Origin of the sequence: Paraburkholderia lacunae (assembly GCF_003353175.1) — a bacterium.
Lineage (GTDB): Bacteria > Pseudomonadota > Gammaproteobacteria > Burkholderiales > Burkholderiaceae > Paraburkholderia > Paraburkholderia lacunae.
The window spans coordinates 1-19178 of sequence record NZ_QHKS01000046.1 but is presented as its reverse complement, the minus strand read 5'-3'; the positions used below and the strand labels follow the sequence as shown (position 1 = coordinate 19178).

Sequence of the window (19178 nt, the reverse complement as noted above, 5' to 3'; positions counted from 1 at the left end):
GACAGGCGCGGTCCGGTCACAATGCGACAATCGCTTTTTACGGCTGTATCAGACAGTTGATGTCGACTTCGCAAGGGCGGCATAGCAGCAAACTGCTTCAAACTCGCATCGCCATGCAGTAACTTTATGTTTCGCCCATGCCTCACCATTGTTCCGTTGTCTTCACATCCACTGCCACTTCAGTAGTCGTACACATGCTCCGTAACCAGGCCGTCCTTCCCGGCCGCCGCCAGAAAATCGGACAGGCCGCGAACCGGCACCAGCAGCGCGACGCGTCGGGTATGGGCAGGCATCGTCAGTGATTGTTCGAACAACATACGGCCGCTACCGTGCGGCAACGCGGCGTCGTCTTTCATCCATACCGTGACCAGGATCTCCGATGTGTTGCCGGCGATATCGGTGAGATGAATACCTTGTTGCGCGAGCGATGTCGCCGCAAGCCTGAAGTCGAAATAGCGCGGCAACGCAAGCAACGCCCGACCGTCCGGCAGACGGGCAAGCACGCTGACGTGAGCCGGTGCCGACCAGTCATCGGGCAGGTGGTCCACAACAACATCGGTCGTCATCAGGGCCGGTGTGTAGGCGGCCCGCGTTGCCTTTTCGATCAGTTTTCCGTACACAGCTTTAATCGCGTATTCGGTGGTCAACGCGTAGCGGCGTTCCCATTTGCGCACGAGTCCCGGCCCCCACATCGGGACGTCGCTCCACAGGTGCCGCAGCCGCGCGCTGAAGTCGAACAGGTACCAGGGCTCCTGACGGATAAAGTCCACGTACGCCTGAGCCGCCTGGGCGCCGTAGCGGTCTTCGTCGGTCAGTTTCCTTCCGCCGAGCAGCCAGCTTGCGCGACCCACGGTATTTTCGTAGAGGGAGCGCAGCGCATATTCCACGGTCGTGCTCGATGCGATCACCCAGATCATCACGTGGTAACCAGGATTGAGCGGGCAGTTGTCGCGCATCTGCTCGCGCGTGACGGTCGCGTAGCTCGACCAGAGCTGGCCGATCTGGTCCAGAAACGGAAAGTCGTGCGACGGCTCGGATTGCACGATCCGCGCGTACTCCGCGGGGCTGTGCACGAGATACCACTCCGGAAAGGTCAGCAGCGTCTGCTCAGTGCCGCGGCGATCCGCTGCAGGCACGGGGCTTTGGTATGAGGTGCCCGGTGTCGCGGGCGCCTCCGCATGCGCAACCGGCGCGGCGAATGTCAGCGCGACACCGATGGCGAGAAGCGCGTTCCGCAACTGCCTCATCATGCGGCCTCTCCAAGGCGCACGAACGCCATCAGGATGTTGTCCGACGGATCGCCTTGCTGGGTCAGGCGCAAGCCAGTATGGCGAAAGCCTGCCGCTTCGACGCGTGAGATCCAGTCGTCCACACTGGCGAAATGACGCAGCTCCGACCGGTTGGTCTCCCACGTTTCGCCGAGGCCCGCGTTGAAGACCGTATGGGCAAGCGCAACGAATGCGTCCATCGTCGGCGTCGTGACATCGTGATCGCGGACCACGAAATAGCCACCCGGGCGAACGATCCGCGCGATCGAGTCGAGAAACGGTGCGAGCTTAGCCGGCGCCATGTGGTGCAAGCCGACAAAGCAACTTACCAGGTCTGCGCTAGCGGCAGGCAGCGCGATAGGTGCGTAGTCGTTCAAAGGCTGGAACTCGCCGATCGAGCCGATCTGCCCACGCTCGACAATATCGACCGGGCTCATTCCCGGCCGTACATCATGAACCAGCGTCACCTTGCCTTTGAGCCGCAGAAACTTCTTCATGGCCCGAACGTAGCGCCCTGTCGTGCCAATTTCGACATAGTCCTGCAACGGCGCATCGCCCAGCAGCATGGCGGCTTGCCGGCCCATTTCGGCCTTCTGCATCGACAGGGACGGCAGCGCGTGCGTGAGCATCGCGAGGCGCGGTGTGATCGGTTTGAGCCCCGCCTGGATCGCGCGATAGATGCGCTCGTCGCCAGTGTGTTCGGTCGCTGAAGTCTTAATCAACGCATGCAAACGGTCTTCGGGCAGCACATTGAAAATGTTCTGCAGGAACGCATAGAAACGATCGGCTTCGCGCTCGCTGCGATAGATCGTTTCGAACAGGGTGCCATCGCGGTCTGCCTGGTTCGCCGCAACGGCCAGCGAAGAAACAGGTGTTGCGGCCGCCGGCAAAGACGCCGCTTCCGGTACGCTTCGTTCGGGAGCGTAGTACCGGTCCCACAGCGCACCGCGCAGCCGATACTGCGGATCGAATTTCTCCTTGAGCGCAAACATTTCGCGTGCCCGCGGATAGGCACGATGGAACTGCTCGTGTGTCGCATGCAGCTGGTAGGGCAGATAGTACGTGCCACCCACCGCGAGTACTGCATCGATCAGCGCGCGCGTCCAGACTGCCACGCGCTCTATCGCATTCGCCCGGGTGCGCTGTTTGTAATAGAGCACGAAGGCAAAAGTTTCGCCGCGCGCCCACGCCATGACGGTGCGGTTGTCAGCGAGCGCGTGGCGGATCGAAATGTTGACCACGTTCACCCGATGCCGCGAAAGGATCGCCGATAGTGCCTCGGCAAATCGCGTGACGGCGTCCACGGGCACGAAGTACTCCTGCAGCACATACGTGCGCCGGCGGCGGCCGACTGGTTCGAGTTCGGCTACGTCGTAACCGGCTTCGTAATTGCGCCAATGGACCTTCTTGCCGAAATGCAGCAGCGGGTCGTACAGAAACTCGCGACGGAATTTGCCAAGCGGTGTTTCAGTGATGGCCCATAGAAAGTATTTCGCCGCAAGAAAACCGCGACTGAGCGGTTGCAGACGTGCCGACGTGGCCGGCTCGTCGGTGACCGTCCAGCTGATCGCCCGGCCGCGCGTGTAGCGCGGCGGATAGAGGTCGAAATTGTGGAAGATCACATCTTGATGGCTGCGCACGTTCGTATCGAACCATGTCTTGTAATCGGCGGTAGGCATTTTGCGGTCGCTGCGCTCCACCCGCGTGTTGGGCACAAGGTCAAGTTCGGCTTCAGTGATGATGCCTACGCCGCCATATCCGCCGATCGCCGCATTGAATAACGTGGTGTTCTCGGTGGGCGTGGCGTTGACTACGTCGCCGTTGGCCAGCACGAGCGTAATCGCCCGTACCGACAGCACGACCGGTCCCAGTCCCATGTACCGCCCGTGCGCGTTTACCGAAAGCGCACCACCCACTGTGAAGTTCGCATAGGTCTGCATGATCTTGACAGACAGGCCGTGCGGATCGATAAAGCGCTGGATGTCGCACCAACGGATGCCGGCCTGCACGCGAATCGCCGACGTGTGCGGTTCGAAGCGCAGCACACGGTTCATCTTGCGCATGTCCAGATGCAGGGTGCCCGGACTTGCGGTGTGCCCGCCCATGCTGAAGTGGCCGCCGCCTACCGACACCGGCAGATTGGTCTGGGTGAGCACCTCGACGACATCCTGCGTGGTGGTGGGCGTAGCGATTGAAAATACGGGGATCCGGTTCAGCTGGGTGACGTCGTTGACTGTTGCCATGCCTGTGTCACCCCCCGATATTGACTTTGAGGTAATCCGAGCGGGTTGCCGGATCGGGGCCAAAGCGGTTCTCGTGATCGACGCCGCGGCGCAATACGTGGATCAGCACCCAGATCGGCCCGAACACCGGGACGATGGCGGTCAGCAACGACCATCCGCGCCGTCCGATGTCGTGCAGGCGCTGGGTGGAGAGCGCGACCGCGCTCCACAGGAAGACGATTGCGAAGACGGCCGCACCTATCTCGCCGAACCAGGAGCCGGCGAGACTGCCAAAGGCGGCGCACACGAGCGCGGCGATGATGATCCGTGTCAACCATTCGCTGCGGGTGATACGACCGCGGCTCAAAAAGAAAGCGGGTGCGAGGGTGGATAAAAGCATTTTTATTCTGGCCTATTCCCGGGAGTCAGTTGTTGGTTCCAAAAACCGTTGAAACGTTTCAAGCTTCGGTGCGCAAGTTTAAGCGGACTTGATATTATCGGTCGATCCCAATACCGAGAAAATTGGCTGAGCATAACTGTACATAATCATCCGCCACAATAAGTGTGCCGCCGAACCCGCAAAGCATAAAAAGGAATGCGTGAGCCTCCATGAAACTTTATAAAGTCGCGATCGCGCTGGCCGTTGTGCCTATCATCACGCTAGTTGCCGTATTAGGCGGCGCAGATTTGATCGCCAGTAGCCGCGAACGGGACGTCCCGCAGAGCGCGGCGCCGGCCGGATCGCGCTTCGTGCGTGCGGCGGACGTGGACATGCTGATACAGGAGCGCGGCCCCGCTACTGGGCAGCCGATCGTCTTAATCTCAGGCGTGGGTGCCTGGAGTTCGACGTGGCTTCCGACCATGGATTTTCTCGGTCAGGCCGGCTATCACTGCATTGCGGTGGACCTGCCGCCATTTGGTTACACCAGCCGGCCCGCGGCCAATACGTACGACACGGGCCACCAGGCTTTGCGCATTCTCAGGATGCTCGACACGCTGAAGCTTTCGCAGGTGATTCTCGTTGGCCATTCGTTCGGTGGGCGAGCCACTGTCGAAGCGTTGATGGCTGAGCCTGCGCGATTCAAGGCGGCGGTGCTGGTGGACGTTGCGTTGTCTATCGATCCGCCGCCAGCCGACCGTGGCCTCGTCGGTAGCCTGATGGCGCTGCCGGCCGTCGCGCGGCCGGTGATTGCCGCGACGGCAACTAATCCACGGCTTACCGGATGGTTTCTGCGGAAGTTCACCTCGCGCCATGACACGCTGACGCCTGAGCGGATCGCCGTCTATCAGCGGCCGCTCTCGCTGGTCGGTACAACTGAGGCTTACGGAAACTGGCTGGATGCCTTTGTCAATGATCCGGGACTCAGCAGAAGCAGTCAATCGCCGGAATACGCGTCACTGACGATGCCGGTCGAAGTGATCTGGGGAGCCACCGACGGCGTGACGCCCGTTAGCGAGGGGCTACGCCTGTCACGACTGCTGCCTGACGCGCGCATGACTGTGTTACCTGGAGTCGGGCATATACCTCATGTCGAGGACAATGCGGCTTTCAATCGCGCGGTTGAGAACTTCCTGATCCGCCTGCAGGGCGTGCAGGCGCACTGAATTCAACGGTGCTAGCGGGCACAAGCCGGCCATGAAGCGCCGTTCGCCTGCATACTCCTTCGGACACTCGAGCGACCGCTCCTCAACGCGGAAGCTGCCGTTCAGATGTCGCGGGATTCAACGACTGCGACGGCGCGGATTGGAACGGAAATTCTCGCTTTCATGTCACGTCAGGACGAGCTAGGAGGTTTGCAGTCCCGCAGCACTCATGTTGACAGACAGGCACGGCGAAAGGTATTGCCCATCCGTATATCGATTGTGGAGCGCCGCTTCGCGGCTTCGAGGGGCACCCAACCGTCTTCTGGGACCTTTCTCTTGTTTGCGCGCGAACCTGCTCGCAGCTATTTCAGCTTCTCCCAGACTAGGGTAATGACACTCAATTTGCCGTCGCTCGAGAAGGGCTGCGGCTTCGTCGTATAGATCAATCGATCGCCGTCTCTCTTGACCTCTCGAATCTCAGTGGTCCCGACGCGCGACTCGTTGCCTGCTATATCGATGTGGTGCTCGACCGAGTCACCGTGGAATGTGTATGTCCCGCCATACGTATTCAGGGTCCGATATTGATCGGCCCGATCCTGGTCCGTCATGTCGGTCCGCGAAGGCTTCGACCGACCGTCATGCGTGATCAGTACCAGCATGCGGCCATCACTCCCGTACATGATATATCCCTTGGGATTCTTGCCGTATGCATCCTTGGTCTCGCCGGTCTCGACAATCATCCGCGTGGCGCTGACGAGCTTATAAGTGCCGCCGAAACCGTCTTCGGCACTCGCAGCACACGAGATCGCTATAAATATCAACGCCATCACAATATTGCGCATCACAATCTCCACCATTTCGCGGGGAATGGGCCACGCTATCGAAGCGGCTCATCGCATGCACTCTGCGGGGTGACCGATTGCGCGTTCCAACAGACAAAATAGCTCAACGCGACTCATATGCGGCTTCCGCTGCGTGCGGTAGCGAACGTTTCTGCTTGCTTGTGCGGAACGCATGAGTGTGTCATACGGGTGTTGCCGTCACTTTGACGGGCAGGCCTTGAAACGGGAAATAAAGCATAGCCGCCTGAGGAAGTTGATAAGTAAGAGTGGTGGCCATTGCGCTGGTCACAATTGGCGTGTCATGTCGAGGCAGTCCAATTTTATCGGACCGCTGAGGGTTGACGTCGGCGGCCGTTGTGCCCCTGTAACCCGCCATTCGCAGAGCGGATCAACGAACGTCTCAGGCGGGTCGAGTCCGGGCAAAGTCTTCACCTGCGTGCTCCCGTTCACTTCCCAACGGCGTGGTACCACGCCGATTGTCGCGGTGGCCAAAAGGGGGCACACCCGCCGCGGTGTAGTATTCCACCGTGGATAAATTATCGATTGGGCTCGGACGCGAGCACGTTCTCCGCACCTGTTTGAGTCTCGGCAGGAGACAGAAACAAGCCTGACAACAGCTCCGACGAAACGTCGAGTGGCGGTGTACGTGACAGCGGCGTCGATGGGGAATTCCTCATGTCAAATGAGTGGAAGCGCCGCGTAAGGCTGTTTGTTCAGCGTTTCTGGCAACCCACCAGCGCATGCATGACCTGCATGCCGGGGAGCTGGGGCAACGTCATGAGCCTTGTGCACTGGACGATCGCATTGCGGACAGGACTGTTCACCGGACTTCTGGCTGTACTCTTGACCTTTACGCCGGCTTCGAAACTCTACGGGCATCGATATGGTAATGCCCTGGTCCTCGGGTGCCTGACAACGTTGGGCGACGCTTACTCACACAGGAGTCACTACCGCATCCCCGCGATCGAGCACGTCGCGACGGGTGTTGTTTCGGGTTTGTTCGCGCTGGCCGCCTCGTATCTCCTTGAAGACCGCGCGCGGCGTGTTCGGGCCGCATGGGCACGCGTTTTCCGGTAGCCGTTCCGTTTACTGTCTGAGCCGTTCTGGTCGCGCACAATGTAGTGTCCGTGTTGTGGTGGCGGCGCCGAGCGGCCAATACCGGCCTGTCGCCGCTCTCGGACAAGATACGCCCCTGAGAGGCGCACAATCCAAGTTGAACGGAGTTCCCTTCCGTCGCCGGACGCGCCGCAAGCGGTGCGTCCCTCGCCTATAACGTTGGCGGATTGACGAGAATTCTCAATCAGAAGGAGTTTGAAAATGACTCTCAGCGGCGCGGCGGCACGCGAACCAATCAACGTTGGTCAATTGAGCATTCAGTACCTGATAGATGGAACTGCGACAGGCGGGATGGGTGTTTTTGAGTTGACCGTGCCCCCTAACTCGCAAGTTCCGCCACCACACAGCCATACACGTAACGAAGAATGCGTCTATGTCCTGGAAGGCATGCTTCGGTACTCGGTCGATGGGATAGTCCGGGACCTGACACCAGGAGAATGGATGTTCACCGCACGCGGATCGGTCCATCACTTTAGCAATCCGCACAATGGCACAGCCCGCGCATTGATCGTCCTTACTCCCGACATTGGTGCTCAGTATTTTCGTGATGTCGGAGCAATCGTAAACGCTGGCGGACCGCCCGACCGCGAGAAACTTATCGATGTCATGTCTAGGTACGGGCTCGTGCCAGCGCCATCACAATGAACAACGGTCGCCCAACGATCGTCCTCAATATCGGTAGTCCGTCCCGCTTCGCGGGAGTCCCTGAACCCAATCGTTGAACGTCGGCTTTCGGAAATCTCATCTGACCGCTCCGGGTCGGCTACGGCCGGTTGCACCAAATGGCGGTGCGGTGGCGGTCCCTTTGACAGCCTCCTTCCGATTATTCCGCCGCAGGTTTCGACCCGGCGCCTCCCGTTGCGCGCTCGTCGGCAAGCGGACAGTTCTCAACTTCGAGCGCCGACGGCAGCACGTGATCGCAGAACTGCTCGCGCAGCTTCAGTTTGTGCAGCTTGCCAACGGCCGTATGCGGCAATTCGTTGACGAAGACAACGTCATCTGGCATACACCACTTCGCGACCTTATCCTCGTAGAACGCGAGCAGTTCGTCGCGCGTGATCTCCGCGTCCTTGCGTTTGACGACGACGAGCAGCGGCCGCTGCAGCCACTTCGGATGGGCGCAGGCGATGCAGGCCGCCTCTGCGACGGCCGGATGCGCGATCGCGATGTTCTCGATTTCGATCGAACTGATCCACTCGCCTCCCGACTTGATCACATCCTTGCTGCGGTCGGTGATGCGCATGAAACCGTCCCGGTCGATCGTGGCCACGTCGCCGGTTGGAAACCAGCCGTCGATGAGCGGCGAGTCATCCTTCTGAAAATACCGCTTGATCACCCACGGACCGCGCGTGTGCAGTTCGCCGAACGCGACGCCATCCCACGGCAGATTGAGCCCATCGTCGCCGACGATCTTCATGTCCACGCCATAGATCACGTGCCCCTGCTTTTCGCGCAGCCTGCGCTGCTCGTCTGGCGGCCGCTGTGATTGTTCCCAGTTGAGTTTTGCGAGCGTGCCGAGCGGTGACATCTCGGTCATGCCCCATCCGTGAATGGCTTCGACGTCGTATTCCTCGAAGGTGCGCAGCATCGCCGGCGGGCACGCGGACCCGCCGATCACCGCGCGTTGCAGTGACGACAACCGCACGCCCGCTTCCTTCATGTAGTTGAGCAGGCCAAGCCAGACGGTTGGCACGCCGGCGGAATACGTGACGCGCTCCGCCTGCATCAGCTCGAACAGCGATTTTCCGTCGAGATCCTTGCCCGGAAGGACGAGTTTCGCGCCCGTGAGCGGCGCGGCATGCGGCATGCCCCATGCGTTCGCATGAAACATTGGCACGACGGGCAACACCGAGTCGCGCGCCGATAGACACATCGCATCCGGCAGCGAACCGGCGTACGCGTGCAGCACCGTGGAGCGATGCGAATACAGCGCGCCCTTTGGATTGCCTGTCGTGCCCGAGGTGTAACAAAGGTACGATGCCTGGCGCTCGTCGAGGAGTGGCCAGTCGAATGCGCCGTCGTGCGGTTTGAGCAACGTCTCGTAGCTGATGAGCGGTGTGGGCGTCTGCATCGCAGGCAGATGCGCGTCGTCGGCAAGCGCTATCCACCCACGCACCTTCGGGCAGCGGGGCGCAAGGCAATCGATCAGCTGCGCGAACGTCGTGTCGAACAGCACATAGCTGTCATCGGCGTCGTTGATGATCCATGCGATCTGCTCGGGGAAGAGACGGGGGTTGATGGTATGGCAGACGGCCCCGAAGCCCGTCGTGCCGTAATAAGCTTCCAGATGGCGGTAACCGTTCCATGCCAGCGTGCCGATCCGTTCGCCCGGCTGCACCTCCAGCGCGATAAGCGCCTGCGTCAGTTGCTTCGCGCGCTTTTCGCAGTCGCGATACGTGTAGCGATGCACGTCGCCCTCGATGCGCTTTGACACGATCTCGGTCGTGCCGAAGTGACGTGACGCATGGGCCAGCAGTGAGGAAACCGTCAGCGGCACGTCCATCATCTGTCCGAGCAGCGGTGTCGTCATAGCCGGGTCTCCCTACTATTGTCGGGAACTCGGAATCGCGTAAGAGTGCTAGGAATATCGGACATGGCACCCGCCCGGCAGCCGAGCCTTCCGGCTATTCAACATAGTTGAGGCCTGCGAGTGTTGCAAATAGATAAGATGGATATTGCTAATGTCTTCGTCAAGCAGATTGGGCCTTCCCGCCGGATTTCCTAAGCGTTCGATACGCGCATCCAGGAAGCGGTAACCGTCGGTCGAGCCGGGCATGGGGTTAGCCCTCATTAAGCTATGTCCCCTCGAGGCGGCCAGTGGAGGCTCGGTGCACGATGATACCCACAATGGGTCGACCAAATCTCTAACGCTAGTCAGTCTTGATAGCAATGCTCCGCCATTACTTAGCAGCCGTCGGAAAAAGATAAAAAGTAATTTCCGGTAACATAACTCAACCTATACTGGGTTCCAAGTGAAAGGGCTTCAAAATGATTAAGACTTTTTTGCTGTCGTTTGGATTACTAAGACTTTCGATGAGGATACTTCTTTAGAGCACGCCCGGATGACGAGCGCGGGAGGTTTTTCAACAGCCTGAACCAAGTACCAGCACAGTAACAGGAGACATATTATGAAGGCACGCACAATTGCATTGGCAATTGCTCTATTATGCGCAAATCCTACCGCCAATGCCCAATCGACCGACAACCGCATTTACGCACCCAATGAACTTATTCTTGGCATGACCTACGGTGACTGGTCAGCCGCTTGGTGGCAATTCTATTTGCAAATCCCCAGCCAAAATCACCCATTTTCGCCCAACACTTCCGATACCGCCTGTCATAACGGCACCCAGCCGGCCGCGCCCGTTTACTTCCTGGCGGGCGTTTTCTCGACAACGCAAATCATTCGAAACTGCACGGTGCCAGCGGGTAGCCCGATTTTATTTCCCGTTACTAATGCCGAATGGTCCAATCTGGAAATTGCAAACAAACCCAACGAGGCCGTCCTAAACAATCCGAGCGGTGCCGACCTCCGTGCGGCGCTTTGCAACAACCCGTTCCCATGTCCGCCGGCATTTTCGAAAAAAGCTTTGCCAAAATCGAGCACTTTGAATGTCACGCTTGATGGCGTGAGCATTAACTTCCTGGACCAGTTCCATTTTGAATCGCCTGTCTTCTCTTTCGAGCCACCTGTGCCAGTCAGCAAATTTGTTTTTTATTCGAACATCAATTCGCCCCCCGGCGGTACGCCCATTTCCGTATCGGATGGGTATTGGATTGCAATCAAGCCATTGCCCGTGGGCCAGCATACTCTGATTTTTTCCGCGCCCGGAATCAGCAATCTCTACTATCTCAACGTCCAATAGCGCTCAGATGAAATTGCGGTACGGTATGGTTCTTTGGGGGAGGCTGCGGCGGGCGCTGTGGCCTTACCCAATTACATGACCAACAACAGGCCCACCAGTCGCCTTGGCATATCGGTGGGCGGACTGCGCGTCCTTCTTGAGGATGCAAAGCAGACCGAGGCCGCTCAACAAAGTGCGTTTCAATGGATGCGCCCCTCCGATCGCCGAACTTCCCGACAACGGGCCGCTTCTCGGCCGCTTCGGCCGTTTGGCTTTTCGCTGTCGAATGGCCGGGAAGGGTCGGGTAGCGCCCATTGCAGAAGTACAGACTGAATCTCCCTTCATCTGAAAGGAGATTGTCATGAAAGCATCAACCGACACAGGCCCGTCGCGGGTACCGTGGAACAAAGGAAGATTGACGGGACAGAAGCCCCCGCTCAAGCTTAAGGAGATCTGGGCGATCCGCGTACGCTTGCAGCTTTCGTCCCAGGTGCGGGATCTGGCAATGTTCAATCTCGCCATCGATAGCAAGCTTCGGGCGTGTGATCTTACGAAGCTACGAGTGCGCGATATTTGCCATGGGGAGCACGTAGCCAGTCGCGCGACGATCATGCAGCAAAAGACTCAACGGCCAGTGCAATTCGAGGTCACCGAGCAGACGCGAGACAGCGTGGCAAGGTGGCAGCGTGGATAAGGCATGCCGGGCTGCATGCGACCGACTTGCTGTTCAAAAGCAGGATTCACGGCTCTCCCCACCTGTCGACACGACAATACGCCCGGCTGGTTCATCGGTGGGCCGCGTCAATCGGCCTTGACGACACTGCCTACGGTACGCACACGATGCGCCGAACCAAGGCGTCATTGATTTATCGCCGCACGAAGAACCTCAGGGCTGTCCAGTTGCTGCTCGGCCACACGAAGCTCGAAAGCACCGTCCGATACCTCGGCATCGAGGTCGATGACGCGCTTGAAATGGCTGAACAGACAGAGGTGTAGGGCTTCATGCCGGTCAGCAAGTGGTCGCAGACCGGCCAACTCCGGACGATCGACCCGGCAACATAAATCGTCGACAATCAGCGCTCTCGTAGTCCCGCATTGACAGTCACTTGTGAGGCTCAGCGTGCCCCTTCTTTCGGCAGTGGGAGATCAGGCAACCTCTTTCCGCAGCATCTGCTTGATACTTGTTTCGATGTTTTGCTTCGCAGTTGTTGACGCACTTGGCAAGTCTGTCGCGCTGCAGTACCCGGCGAATGAGGTGACATTCTTCCGGATGCTATTTGGATTGGTCCCCGCCATTGCGGTGTGCGTGCGTGACCGCCCCCTGATCGACCGGCTGCGAAGCATGGACGCACGGGGGCAGATTCTCAGGTCCTTGACGCTGCTTGGGGCATCGGCGTGTTTCTTCGCTGCCTTGCCTTACGTTCCGTTGAGCGAGGCCGTCGCGGTCGTCTATTCCGAAACGTTACTGATGATCGTCCTCGCTCCGGCTTTGCTGAAGGAAAGATTGATGCGCAGGGACGCACTTGCTGCGCTAGTCGGGTTCGTGGGCGTTCTGTTCGTGGTCCGTCCCGATGGATCTAACTCAAATTGGATCGGGCCGGTGCTGCTTATCGTCGCTGCGATTTTCGGCGCGCTATCGATAATTCAGATCAAGCGAATCCGGCCGACCGACGATTCCGGAACGACCGTCCTGTTTTTCACGGTCGTCGGCACGGTGGTAACGGGTGCATCACTACTGTTTGCATGGCGCGCACCATCGATTGGTGCTTTAGGCTTGATGGCGTTGCTAGGCGCCTTCGCCACAGCAGGCCAACTCCTGATGACCATGGCGTTCCGTCAAGCCGACGCTGCGGCCTTGGCGCCGTACAACTACACCAGCATTGTCTGGGCAGCGCTCTTCGGCTACGTCATTTGGGGGGGAGACGGTAAGCACCGTATCCCTGGCGGGAATCGCAATGATTGTCGGAAGCTCGATAGCCGTCGCGCTACGAGGGCGGCAAGCCGCGGGGCCTTCAGTCTAGATGGGGCATGAGGTGGGGCATACGGCTATTTCTGGCCGCATGCGGCGCGGTTCGGCCAATTTGAGCCGCTCAGACGGGCGTTCCGACCGTTCGTTGCTGGCCTGAACGAGCCAATCATGCGTTAAAAAACCGGTCATCCATATGCGACATGGGGCCATAACACGTTAGCACACCGGACTATCGTTCGATATCGATGGGTGTTCCCTCGCATCGCCCGCCAAAACACAGGTTCCAACTGGCGGAACTCCGTTCGGCCTTCGCCCGGGGTCTATGCTTGATTGGCGCATTCGCACAATATGACCAAGGAGGCGTGTCATGAAACCCGCGCTATGTGTCACCGTCGTCAGTATGCTGTTCGGGGTCCAACTGGCGCACGCCGCCTGCCCCAACGACGCCGTCTTCCTCGTTCTCGGGGATCAGATTCGCGGTTACTCCTTGCGCGCCAACGGAGCGACCGAGCCCTGCCAGGTGCTGCAAGGGCCGCTCACCACCCTCATGACCGCTGGAGCGACGGTGATCGACAAGAAGGACTCCTTTCACGTCGCGCAGTTTCTTACCAACAGCACGGTCGACATCTTTCTGCGGAAGGCCGAGGGCAATGAAGCGCCCAGTCGGTCGTTCATGTTGACGATAACAAATGACCTGCTCAGCATCGCGGTGGATTCCCACCTCAACGACTTCGTCATGACCGTTCGCCCCTCGGAGGCGGGGGTGCTGGTCGCTCCCGCCAACAGCTCTGGGCCTGTAACCAATCCGATTCACATTACCGATCCGAATATCGTCCAGTACGTGAGCATTGCCATTGATAAGGACGACAATCTGCTGATTGCGGGTTATGACATACGGGGGGCGGTGATCATCGACACGCTTGGCACGCGTCGGAGCATTACCTCGCCGCCGCTTCTGCGCAGCCTCACGGGTAGCAAAACCGGCCTGCTGCCGGGGGCCGGACTTTTTGCAAGGAACAACATGACGATCGCTGTCGATCCGCGTACGGACGAGTTATTCGTCTACAACCAGACCTCGGACCTGACGCAGATCCAGGTGAGCGTTTTCGCCGCCCAGGCGAACGGCGACGTGCCGCCGGTACGGACAATCAGCGGTCCAGCCACGGGAATCACTGGCTCTGGCTTGCCGGGAAACAAGATCGCCATCTCCTCGGACGGGCGGCTCCTTGTTGCCGAGCCGAACCTGCGCATTCTCGCGTTCGCGCCGGGGGCAAGGGGCAATGTGGCGCCGTCTCAGGTCATCGAGGACTCCACCCCCGGTCCAGTCACCCAGGGCGGGATCGCGGTCCGCTCGAGAGGAGGCCGGCAACATAATGGAAATGACGATGATCAATGAAATGGACGAAGCCGGTGGCAAATAATCCGGTCAAACTTAGACATCTAGCGTCGAACGGCCGCTTCTACGGGGACATGTTTGTTTGGGTAAATCTGAAGGTCTGTTCAGGGTCGAACTGAGGCGGTCGCCGTCCGACCCCGTCCGGTAGAGTCGAGTTGTGGCGCGGTAGTATTAGGTTCGGTTTGTCTGTTGCCGCCCCTTTCGTCTGGCGGTGCCCGAGTATCCTTGCCTTAACCCCGTTTCCACAACCCGCTCATCGAACCGGACGTGCAGATCTCCAGAATCCGGCTCTCGGACAAGACATCACGCCTTCGTACACGGCAAGTCACTGCCAAGGCCCTTGTAGACGAACGAGACCAAAGTGCCCGTAGAGGTGCGAGGGTGGATAGCTCCCGCCCCTGCGACGTCTTACCTTGTGCTTGGTACGTAACCACCGACGCAACCGCGTGCTGGTGTAGCTATCGAGCGCCCGATATGCGCGACTGACGGTGCCTACCTTGAAGTAGTTCGCCCAGCCGCGTAGCGTGCGGTTCAATTTGCCAATCAGCTCCGTGGTGTCCATCCACGTCATCGAAGCGGCGGTCAACGCATGAATCTTTTCAACCATGCGCCGGATACTCTTCTTCGACGGCCGCATGCCCATACGGGCCTGGCCAGTCGTCGCAGAGTACAGCCGCCCAAACGTGTAACCCCGGAAGTCGAATTCGCCTTCCGGCACCTTGCAGATTCGCGTCTTCTCCTCGTTGAGATCAGAGAAGTGCGTCCGGACGCTTACGGACATGTCGTCATCGACACGCTCAAGTTCGTCCATCAATGTCTCGATGATCGTCTCGATGCTCCTGCGAGTCTGGGCGTGGGCCAGAGCAAGCCGGTTGCGTTCGGCGCCAAGCATCGTGATCAGCTGTCTGCGGCGCGAAACCAGAGCGGCGAGTGCTTGCTGCTCGGCCGTCGGCAACGGCTTGACGAACTTCTCACGTTCGGGATGACGCTCAATGACATCGCCGAGTTGTGCGAGGATGCGCGCATCAATGCGGTCTGTCTTTGCCAGCTGGCCCATCGCACGCGCGAAGTCACGCGCCTGCCGGGGATTGATAACTGCAACGGCATACCCTGCAGCCTGCAACACGCAGGCTACGCCCATTTCAAGGCCGCCGGTAGCTTCCAGCACGATCAGCGCGACCTGATGCTGTGTCAGTTTCGAGAGCAGGGTCTCGAAGCCGTCCACGTCATTCGCGAGGCTCAGCGTAGGCACCTTCTGGCCGATCGCCACATCCAGGGTGGCCTTTGCCACATCGATGTCAATCGTGACCGGTTTCTGATTCGGATCTGGCAAGCTCGTCACTACCCCTCCTTGTACATGCGAATTAGGTTCAGACAACTGTTCGGGCTTCTGATGAGCGGCTAGGCTCGTGCGCCTTCTGCTATCAAACGGACTTCACACCCCAGGTTGAATCGGGCTACACGAGCATTGCCAAACCGACATAAACACGAGACTGTGGATTTGTGGACGACGCGCCTACGGCGCACCGCGCAGCTTACCGTGGACAACGCTGCGCGTTGCCCACCGCGCCCCGCTTCGCCCACAAGCTCCACAGCCTTCTACTACGAATAAAGACAGCGCCTTTCAAACCCAACTTCAAGATACAAGGTTGCCCAATCTCCAGGTCCCTCACTACGTATTGCGTTGGTCTTGAACTGAGGCCCCTTCCCTCCACCAGCATTACACCGGCTTCAGCGGTACTACGGGCCTCTCCGTCACCCCAAGGTGCCCGGCCTCTCCCTCACGGGCGTCCGGTTGGTCATCCCTGACCACGCCAGGGGGCTTCCCGTGTTGCGTGCGCTTCCCTTGTGAGCATGCTGTCGCCACTACCCCGGCGCAGCGACTGGGCGTCCTGCCTGCTCATTCACCGAGCCGTATCAGCCTTCCCCGATATGGCAGTCAGGTCGGCCTGCGCATCGTCCTTTTCGAGGCTTGCTCGGCGTTCACTCGCGTTACGGCCTGCACACTCGCGCTGTCACCGTATTTCGTGACACGCTTCACCGAAGGCTTCAACCGCTTCGTTACCTCCACGATTGCTCCGGTTGCTTCCGGCTGGAGCGGTTGCCGGGTGGGGCTTTCACCCACTGGAAAAGCGCCGCCTTTTCACGGCGCACGCCATGAAGAGTCATTCGTCTCGACCGCCATTGGACGTTCGTGCGACTGCTTTGAATCTGCCAAGCGGTCGTTGGATGTTGTCTTCTCGACGGACCGCAACAGGTCGGGCTTAGCCCGACCCCATCGGCCTGCAGGTATCCACAAGCCGTTCCAGCGTTTGCTCGCATAATCCATTACCAATGCAAGGCCGACACCCGCCACAATCGCCGGCTAAGGCCGTATCACGGTCATTCTGAATGGACCTCCGTTCGCAGCCGCATGGGATACCGCATCGTTGGCATCGACGAGCGGGAATGTCTTGATGTCGAAATGTCCAGGATCCAGCAAGCCGGAGCGGATCAGACCCGCCATGAGCGTCACAGCTTCCTTCGGATACATCCATTTGCCGCGTATTGTGATGTCGTTGCGCATGATCCATGGATACGCCAGGTCGAGCCCTGCGCCGCCCAGCATTCCCACGCCGCCCATCAAAATGACGCGACCGTTCGGGCGCACGGCCATCAAAGCGGCACGCACGGCCGTGGCGGGTGCCGAGGGCGGTAATAGATCGATGACGCAATCGATCGGACAAGGAGCCGCCTGTTGCATCCGTTCTCGGTCCGTCTGCTCATCGCCTGAAAGTTTGACCAGTCGCACACGTTCGCCGAATCGCTGTTTCAGATCGTCGAGCGCTTGTGCATTGCGACCCGGGGCAACCACGCACCGCGCCCCCATAGCGAGCGCGACGGCCACGCAGGCACTGCCGAAGTTGCCGGTAGCACCGCTTACGAGCAACGTCTCGCCCGCCCGCAGCGCGGCCGCAAGCAGCCCCCCATAGGGCACGAGCATGACGTTGAGCGCACACCACCGCCCCGCCTCGTCCGAATCGATCTCACCGATTCGAATCGCGTTCTCGGTCGGCACACGCACCTGTTCAGCGAACGGGCCATCATGAAAGTACCGTTGCAGACGCAGGCCGCCCTCGCCACGTGAGCTCCAGCCCTGTAGCGCAATATCGGGCATCAAGACGTCGTCGCGCGAGCGCACGGTCGGGTCGCAGAACACCCAGTCGCCAGCCTTTAGATGCGTAGCGTCAGGGCCGATTGCGCTCACGCGGCCGATCGCGCCGCAGCCGGGCACCATGGGCAGCTCGATCGGATAACGACGCTGACCATTGAACACTTCGTTGGCGTATTGCAGCACCGGCGCAGCGGCGACATCCACGATCACCTCGCCCGTCCCGATTTCCGGATTCGGTATCTGCGCAATCTCGAGCGGTCGGTCAAGCGAATGCAGAACTGCAGCTTTCATCGTCGTCCTCCTCAAGGATGGTTTGACGACGTGATTCTGGCGAGCCCAGAATAGACAACAAGGCCTGGTACTATCCTAGGATTCTGGCGTCCCCCCTTGCGAGACGAACATGCCAGCAGCGAGACTTAGTGAATTTGGTGATTTCCTGCGCTCGCGCCGGGAGAAACTGGTCCCGGATGCGGGCGTACTCAGAAGCGGCCGGCGCCGTCGCACGCCGGGTCTGCGGCGGGAAGAAGTTGCCGAACTGGCGGGCATTGGCGTTGACTGGTATGTGCGGCTCGAGCAGGGGCGAACGGTCAGTCCTTCCGATGCCACCCTCGACGCACTTGCTCGTGCCCTGCGACTTGGAAAAGCAGAGGCCGCACATCTGCGAACGCTCGCCCGCTGCAATGACCAAGGTATGTTTGCACCTGAGAGCGTTCCGCCGGCGATCGCGCGCATCGTTTCAAACCTGCCCCTGCCGGCATACGTGACCGGCCGGCGGTGGGACATCCTGACGTGGAACGAGGCGGCTGCGGATCTGTTCGGATTCGATCGCCTGGCGGAGGCGGACCACAACATCCTCGTTTTCATGTTCATCGAACCGGAAGCGCGACGGCTGTTCGGATCCGCCTGGGTGAACGAAGCGCGCCGCATGATCGCCCTCTTTCGCACGACGCATGATCTGTTTGCCGCCGACTCGTCGTTTGTAGAGCTAGTGGAACGCCTGCGTTCGCATAGTCCGGAGTTTGCGAGGTGGTGGAGCGCGCATGATGTCCGTGGTGGCGCATCCGGGCAGAAGGTACTGGTGCATCCTCACCGTGGCACTCAACGTTACGAATATGCTACGTTTCAGGCGAACGACGACCCGTCGCTGAAACTCTCGATCTACACCCCCGTCTGAAGGGGCTTCGTATGTTGGGGGACAGTCGACCAGGCATTCGGCGATACGCTTAAGCTGGCCAATGCAGAACTGCGTGTCGGCTATGCGCACGAACCGCTCGACGAGAACCGTGCCATCAACGTCGCCCCGCAGAACAGCACGGTGTTCGGCGCGCTGGGTACGAGTCCGCCGCTCAGTTCTGGCTCAGCCTGCACGACCGGTGAAGTTCGGAAACCGGCCGCTCGATCTGCGGCAATTGGTAGACCGCTTAGGGTCGGTTATCGTCCCCTGGTGGCTGCTCGCGGTACCCGTCGTGTAACGCGACCTTCCACTTCGCGGCCGCCAGTTCGAGCGACACCGCCAACACCCGCTCCTCCGTACCCCTGGATGCCTGATCTGTACGCATGATGCTCTCCTGTGAGCCAAGCCCGACACGCTGATTTTAAGCGTCGGCTTATCGACGGCCTGGATGTCTCATAGGATCTACCGCGCGAGCGGTTTCGTTCACCGGTAGAGTCGAGATGTGGCGCGGTAGCGGTAGGTTCGGTTTGTCTGTTGCCGCCCCTTTCGTCTGGCGGTGCCCGAGTAACCTCACCCTAACCCCGTTTCCACACCCCGCTCATCGAACC

14 protein-coding genes and 2 pseudogenes are annotated in these 19178 nt (G+C 59.7%); 8 read left to right on the top strand and 8 right to left on the bottom strand.

Features of this window, described 5'->3' with window-relative positions:
- Nucleotides 1–179: 179 nt before the first annotated feature.
- From DLM46_RS36235 to DLM46_RS36225, 3 genes are read right to left on the bottom strand one after another with little or no spacing between them, the layout of a single operon-like run.
- Nucleotides 180–1250, bottom strand: coding sequence for a hypothetical protein (locus tag DLM46_RS36235; protein ID WP_244306506.1), 1071 nt, complete (start codon nucleotides 1248–1250; stop codon nucleotides 180–182).
- Nucleotides 1247–3511, bottom strand: coding sequence for an FAD-binding protein (locus tag DLM46_RS36230; RefSeq protein ID WP_115109294.1), 2265 nt, complete (start codon nucleotides 3509–3511; stop codon nucleotides 1247–1249). The genes DLM46_RS36235 and DLM46_RS36230 overlap by 4 nt, the downstream gene beginning before the upstream one ends.
- 7 nt (nucleotides 3512–3518) lie before the next feature.
- Nucleotides 3519–3890: a DUF805 domain-containing protein gene (locus DLM46_RS36225; protein WP_115109292.1), complete on the bottom strand. Its 372-nt coding sequence runs from the start codon at nucleotides 3888–3890 to the stop codon at nucleotides 3519–3521.
- Nucleotides 3891–4099: 209 nt separating this feature from the next.
- Here DLM46_RS36225 and DLM46_RS36220 point away from each other — a divergent pair, with 209 nt between their 5' ends.
- Nucleotides 4100–5095, top strand: coding sequence for an alpha/beta fold hydrolase (locus DLM46_RS36220; RefSeq protein WP_115109289.1), 996 nt, complete (start codon nucleotides 4100–4102; stop codon nucleotides 5093–5095).
- A gap of 341 nt (nucleotides 5096–5436) precedes the next feature.
- Here the strand turns inward: DLM46_RS36220 and DLM46_RS36215 are convergent, their stop codons facing one another.
- Nucleotides 5437–5916 carry a lipocalin-like domain-containing protein gene (locus tag DLM46_RS36215; RefSeq protein WP_115109335.1) on the bottom strand — a complete coding sequence of 160 codons (480 nt, stop codon included), beginning with the start codon at nucleotides 5914–5916 and terminating at the stop codon, nucleotides 5437–5439.
- Between the two features lie 675 nt (nucleotides 5917–6591).
- Between DLM46_RS36215 and DLM46_RS40785 the strand changes: the two genes are divergently transcribed.
- Nucleotides 6592–6993 (top strand): hypothetical protein, encoded by a 402-nt coding sequence (locus DLM46_RS40785; protein WP_115109287.1) that lies wholly within the window; start codon nucleotides 6592–6594, stop codon nucleotides 6991–6993.
- Nucleotides 6994–7233: 240 nt separating this feature from the next.
- Nucleotides 7234–7677, top strand: coding sequence for a cupin domain-containing protein (locus DLM46_RS36205; RefSeq protein WP_115109285.1), 444 nt, complete (start codon nucleotides 7234–7236; stop codon nucleotides 7675–7677).
- 178 nt (nucleotides 7678–7855) lie between these two features.
- On the opposite strand, the gene DLM46_RS36200 is transcribed toward DLM46_RS36205, so the two are convergent.
- Entirely contained in the window at nucleotides 7856–9562 is a 1707-nt protein-coding gene (locus DLM46_RS36200) for a 3-(methylthio)propionyl-CoA ligase (RefSeq protein WP_115109283.1), read from the bottom strand.
- 598 nt (nucleotides 9563–10160) lie between these two features.
- Here DLM46_RS36200 and DLM46_RS39220 point away from each other — a divergent pair.
- The 4 genes and pseudogenes from DLM46_RS39220 to DLM46_RS36180 all read left to right on the top strand — a co-directional run bounded on the left by DLM46_RS39220 (nucleotide 10161) and on the right by DLM46_RS36180 (nucleotide 14242).
- Nucleotides 10161–10898: a hypothetical protein gene (locus DLM46_RS39220; protein ID WP_133300440.1), complete on the top strand. Its 738-nt coding sequence runs from the start codon at nucleotides 10161–10163 to the stop codon at nucleotides 10896–10898.
- Nucleotides 10899–11238: 340 nt separating this feature from the next.
- Nucleotides 11239–11873, top strand: a pseudogene (locus tag DLM46_RS36190) (tyrosine-type recombinase/integrase).
- Between the two features lie 124 nt (nucleotides 11874–11997).
- A pseudogene (locus tag DLM46_RS36185) lies at nucleotides 11998–12898 on the top strand (DMT family transporter).
- 315 nt (nucleotides 12899–13213) lie between these two features.
- Nucleotides 13214–14242, top strand: coding sequence for an NHL repeat-containing protein (locus tag DLM46_RS36180; RefSeq protein ID WP_115109279.1), 1029 nt, complete (start codon nucleotides 13214–13216; stop codon nucleotides 14240–14242).
- Between the two features lie 325 nt (nucleotides 14243–14567).
- On the opposite strand, the gene DLM46_RS36170 is transcribed toward DLM46_RS36180, so the two are convergent.
- Both DLM46_RS36170 and DLM46_RS36160 read right to left on the bottom strand, forming a co-directional pair.
- On the bottom strand, nucleotides 14568–15575 hold the full coding sequence (locus DLM46_RS36170) for an IS110 family transposase (protein ID WP_425274048.1): 1008 nt from the start codon (nucleotides 15573–15575) through the stop codon (nucleotides 14568–14570).
- A 1032-nt stretch (nucleotides 15576–16607) separates the two neighbouring features.
- Entirely contained in the window at nucleotides 16608–17687 is a 1080-nt protein-coding gene (locus DLM46_RS36160) for an alcohol dehydrogenase catalytic domain-containing protein (protein WP_115109275.1), read from the bottom strand.
- Between the two features lie 109 nt (nucleotides 17688–17796).
- On the opposite strand from DLM46_RS36160, the gene DLM46_RS36155 reads away from it, so the two are divergent.
- Nucleotides 17797–18570: a helix-turn-helix transcriptional regulator gene (locus DLM46_RS36155; RefSeq protein WP_115109272.1), complete on the top strand. Its 774-nt coding sequence runs from the start codon at nucleotides 17797–17799 to the stop codon at nucleotides 18568–18570.
- Nucleotides 18571–18817: 247 nt separating this feature from the next.
- On the opposite strand, the gene DLM46_RS39760 is transcribed toward DLM46_RS36155, so the two are convergent.
- Nucleotides 18818–18955 carry a hypothetical protein gene (locus DLM46_RS39760; protein ID WP_165848147.1) on the bottom strand — a complete coding sequence of 46 codons (138 nt, stop codon included), beginning with the start codon at nucleotides 18953–18955 and terminating at the stop codon, nucleotides 18818–18820.
- Nucleotides 18956–19178 lie beyond the last annotated feature (223 nt).

What these genes read in the sequence shown, in the direction of transcription:
- DLM46_RS36155 (WP_115109272.1), top strand. Translation starts at nt 17,797, where the DNA reads ATGCCAGCAGCGAGACTTAGTGAATTTGGTGATTTCCTGCGCTCGCGC.
- DLM46_RS39220 (WP_133300440.1), top strand. Translation starts at nt 10,161, where the DNA reads ATGAAGGCACGCACAATTGCATTGGCAATTGCTCTATTATGCGCAAAT.
- DLM46_RS36220 (WP_115109289.1), top strand. Translation starts at nt 4,100, where the DNA reads ATGAAACTTTATAAAGTCGCGATCGCGCTGGCCGTTGTGCCTATCATC.
- DLM46_RS36235 (WP_244306506.1), bottom strand. Translation starts at nt 1,250, where the DNA reads ATGATGAGGCAGTTGCGGAACGCGCTTCTCGCCATCGGTGTCGCGCTG.
- DLM46_RS40785 (WP_115109287.1), top strand. Translation starts at nt 6,592, where the DNA reads ATGTCAAATGAGTGGAAGCGCCGCGTAAGGCTGTTTGTTCAGCGTTTC.
- DLM46_RS36225 (WP_115109292.1), bottom strand. Translation starts at nt 3,890, where the DNA reads ATGCTTTTATCCACCCTCGCACCCGCTTTCTTTTTGAGCCGCGGTCGT.
- DLM46_RS36215 (WP_115109335.1), bottom strand. Translation starts at nt 5,916, where the DNA reads ATGCGCAATATTGTGATGGCGTTGATATTTATAGCGATCTCGTGTGCT.
- DLM46_RS36205 (WP_115109285.1), top strand. Translation starts at nt 7,234, where the DNA reads ATGACTCTCAGCGGCGCGGCGGCACGCGAACCAATCAACGTTGGTCAA.
- DLM46_RS36160 (WP_115109275.1), bottom strand. Translation starts at nt 17,687, where the DNA reads ATGAAAGCTGCAGTTCTGCATTCGCTTGACCGACCGCTCGAGATTGCG.
- DLM46_RS36230 (WP_115109294.1), bottom strand. Translation starts at nt 3,511, where the DNA reads ATGGCAACAGTCAACGACGTCACCCAGCTGAACCGGATCCCCGTATTT.
- DLM46_RS36180 (WP_115109279.1), top strand. Translation starts at nt 13,214, where the DNA reads ATGAAACCCGCGCTATGTGTCACCGTCGTCAGTATGCTGTTCGGGGTC.
- DLM46_RS39760 (WP_165848147.1), bottom strand. Translation starts at nt 18,955, where the DNA reads ATGCGTACAGATCAGGCATCCAGGGGTACGGAGGAGCGGGTGTTGGCG.
- DLM46_RS36200 (WP_115109283.1), bottom strand. Translation starts at nt 9,562, where the DNA reads ATGACGACACCGCTGCTCGGACAGATGATGGACGTGCCGCTGACGGTT.